Below are 3087 nucleotides of genomic sequence, written 5' to 3'. Positions count from 1 at the left end.
CGGCGACTCCTACGATAATGCGATGGCAGAGAGTATCAACGGGTTGTACAAAACGGAGGTTATCCACCGCGGGAGCTGGAAAAACCGGACGGAAGTGGAGTTGGCCACGCTGGACTGGGTGGACTGGTACAACAACAGAAGGCTGCTCGGGCGGCTGGGTTACATCCCTCCTACTGAAGCCGAAATGAACTATTACGCTTTGCAATTAGCATCAGAGGAAGCGGCGTAGTATTGCCAAAATTACTCTCTAATAAACTCGGGGTTATTCAGTCAGCCATAGCCGAATGAGACATAACCGCAGCCAATCCGATAGCCGCTAACGCCTTAGTGAATTTATGCATGTGATTCTCCGATTTTAGTTATCATCGTGCTCCGTTGCCGGCGAGCGTGTAAACGTTCTCATAGAATCTTCCGGGTACCTCCACCGGGCAATAATGCACGTTAATACCGCATAATGGCGCCCTCCGGGAGACAGACCGGGGTAGTTTTAGCCTGTAAATGCCGGCCAAATGTGGAGCGTTATCACATTTCCCAATTACAGCAGATAACTCCATATATTCAGCTGATTTAACCTGCTATTAACCTTTGAGGTCGCTCACAAAATCACCATAAGCGGCAGATTCGTGCATACATGCAGCCAACCCCTCCTCACTTGCCAGCGCCGATAGTCCTTATGGTTATCCCCATCGCAAGCGTAACGGGCATGGGAGAATAAGATGAAGAATGCGGCCATCAGTCTTGGACTGGACTTTGGCAGTGACTCGGTTCGCGCCCTGGCGGTGTCTTGCGCCTCCGGGCAGGAGCTGGCAACCGAAGTGGTGTGGTATCCACGCTGGCGTGCCGGTCTGTACACCTGTCCCGCCGCCAATCAGTTCCGTCATCATCCGGCGGATTATCTGGAATCGATGGAGCAGGCCCTGACAGCCGTTATCGGGCAACTCAGCCCCGCACAGCGCCAGCAGATTGTCGGTATCGGCGTTGACACCACCGGCTCGACGCCGGCACCGGTCGATGCCGAAGGCCGCGTCCTGGCGCTGCGCCCCGAATTCGCCGACAATCCCAATGCCATGTTCGTGCTGTGGAAAGATCACACCGCCATCAATGAAGCCGAGGCCATCACGCGCTTGTGCCGCCAACCCGACCAGGAGGACTACAGCCGCTATATCGGCGGCGTCTATTCCTCGGAATGGTTTTGGGCCAAAATCCTGCATATCACCCGCCAGGATGACACCGTGCGCCAACATGCCGCCTCCTGGGTCGAACTGTGTGATTGGGTCCCCGCGGTCTTGTCCGGCACCACCCACCCGGCGGCATTGCGCCGGGGCCGCTGCGCCGCCGGGCATAAATCTTTATGGCATCCCGACTGGGGCGGATTGCCGCCCGCCGCGTTCTTTGACGCCCTGGACCCGCTGTTGACCCGCCACCTGACCTGGCCGCTGTTCAGCGACACCCAAACGGCGGAACAACCGGTGGGCCGTCTGTGCGCCGACTGGGCGGCCCGACTTGGCCTGTCGCAACAGGTGGCCGTCGCCGGCGGCGCCTTCGACTGCCATATCGGCGCGGTCGGCGTCGGCGCACAGCCTTACACGCTGGTGAAAGTGATTGGCACCTCCACCTGCGACATTCTCATCGCCGACCCCGACCGCGTCGGCCAACGCTCCATCGCCGGCATCTGCGGCCAGGTGGACGGCAGCGTGGTACCCGGCCTGATAGGACTGGAGGCGGGTCAGTCGGCGTTTGGCGATATTTACGCCTGGTTCGCCCGTCTGCTGGACTGGCCGCTGCAGCAGGCCATTGAGGCCGACCCCACCCTAACCGCAGCGCTCGAACCGGTGCGGGAAGCCCTGTTGTCCAGGCTGGCGGAACGCTGGTCGCAGGACCCGCAGCTGGAGAATCTGCCCGTGGTGCTTGACTGGTTCAACGGCCGACGCACCCCTTATGCAAACCAACGTTTGCAGGGGGTGGTGACCGGTCTGACGCTTGCCACCGACGCGCCCGCGCTGTTCGGCGGCCTCATTGCCGCGACGGCCTTTGGCGCCCGCGCCATCATGGAATGTTTCGAGCAACAGGCTATTCCGGTGGAAAACCTGCTGCTCATGGGGGGCATTGCCCGTAAATCCCCCGTCATCATGCAGGTCTGCGCCGACGTGATGAACCGGCCGCTGCAGTTAGTGGCCTCGGATCAGTGCTGCGCCCTTGGCGCCGCCATTTTTGGTGCGGTGGAGGCGGGCGCCTTCCCCGATATCGCCAGCGCCCAGCGTGCGATGGCCAGCCCAATTGAACGCACGCTGCAGCCCGATGCCCGGCGTGCGCGGCATTTCGACAAACTGTACCAGCGTTATCGCCAGTGGGCGGCCCAGGCCGAGCCGCTTTTCGCCGCGCCGGCGGGCGATGCCGGCTGAACGGCCGCGCGCCGGGCCGACGTGCTATCCCGTCTCTTATACGATGGAAACTTTCAGGAGTCATGATGGAAATCTGCCAAAATTATGAAGTATGGTTCGTCATCGGCAGCCAGCACCTGTACGGCGAAGAAACCCTGCGCCAGGTGCAGCGCCACGCCGAAACGGTGGTTGCCGGTTTGAATAATGACGCTGGCCTGCCGTTGAAATTGGTGCTCAAACCGCTGGTAACGTCGCCAGATCAGATTCTCGCCCTTTGCCGTGACGCCAATTACCAGCCCCGCTGCCTGGGCCTGCTGACCTGGCTGCATACCTTTTCACCGGCCAAAATTTGGATTGGCGGGCTGAACATTCTGCACAAGCCATTGCTGCAATTTCATACCCAGTTCAACGATAAGGTTCCCTGGCAGATCATGGGCTGAATAACCCCGAGTTTATTAGAGAGTAATTTTGGCAATACTACGCCGCTTCCTCTGATGCTAATTGCAAAGCGTAATAGTTCATTTCGGCTTCAGTAGGAGGGATGTAACCCAGCCGCCCGAGCAGCCTTCTGTTGTTGTACCAGTCCACCCAGTCCAGCGTGGCCAACTCCACTTCCGTCCGGTTTTTCCAGCTCCCGCGGTGGATAACCTCCGTTTTGTACAACCCGTTGATACTCTCTGCCATCGCATTATCGTAGGAGTCGCCG

General features: G+C 59.4%; 3 protein-coding genes and 2 pseudogenes. 3 read left to right on the top strand and 2 right to left on the bottom strand.

The genetic code is table 11. The features are described 5' to 3' along the window. A partial coding sequence (locus CINSTRO3249_RS14430; RefSeq protein WP_143146879.1) for an integrase core domain-containing protein occupies window positions 1–229 on the top strand: 229 nt, incomplete at its 5' end. A gap of 40 nt (window positions 230–269) precedes the next feature. Here CINSTRO3249_RS14430 and CINSTRO3249_RS16880 read toward each other — a convergent pair. Next, window positions 270–341, bottom strand: a pseudogene (locus tag CINSTRO3249_RS16880) (LacI family transcriptional regulator); the annotation flags it as partial. A gap of 375 nt (window positions 342–716) precedes the next feature. Between CINSTRO3249_RS16880 and CINSTRO3249_RS14425 the strand changes: the two are divergent. Together CINSTRO3249_RS14425 and CINSTRO3249_RS14420 are read left to right on the top strand one after the other, a co-directional pair. After that, window positions 717–2402 (top strand): ribulokinase, encoded by a 1686-nt coding sequence (locus CINSTRO3249_RS14425; RefSeq protein WP_074013762.1) that lies wholly within the window; start codon window positions 717–719, stop codon window positions 2400–2402. 65 nt (window positions 2403–2467) lie between these two features. Further along, window positions 2468–2815 (top strand): annotated as a pseudogene (locus CINSTRO3249_RS14420) (L-arabinose isomerase); the annotation flags it as partial. 43 nt (window positions 2816–2858) lie between these two features. Here CINSTRO3249_RS14420 and CINSTRO3249_RS14415 read toward each other — a convergent pair. Next, window positions 2859–3087, bottom strand: a 229-nt coding sequence (locus CINSTRO3249_RS14415; RefSeq protein WP_143146879.1) for an integrase core domain-containing protein, incomplete at its 5' end; no start/stop codon positions are given.

The sequence above is a fragment of the Candidatus Sodalis sp. SoCistrobi genome (assembly GCF_900143145.1).
Taxonomy (GTDB): Bacteria; Pseudomonadota; Gammaproteobacteria; order Enterobacterales; family Enterobacteriaceae; genus SoCistrobi.
The sequence above is the reverse complement of the archived record's forward strand: the minus strand, read 5'-3'. Positions and strand labels throughout refer to the sequence as shown.

Excerpts from the sequence above, each read along its gene's own strand:
- CINSTRO3249_RS14425 (WP_074013762.1), top strand. The coding sequence starts at position 717 with ATGAAGAATGCGGCCATCAGTCTTGGACTGGACTTTGGCAGTGACTCG.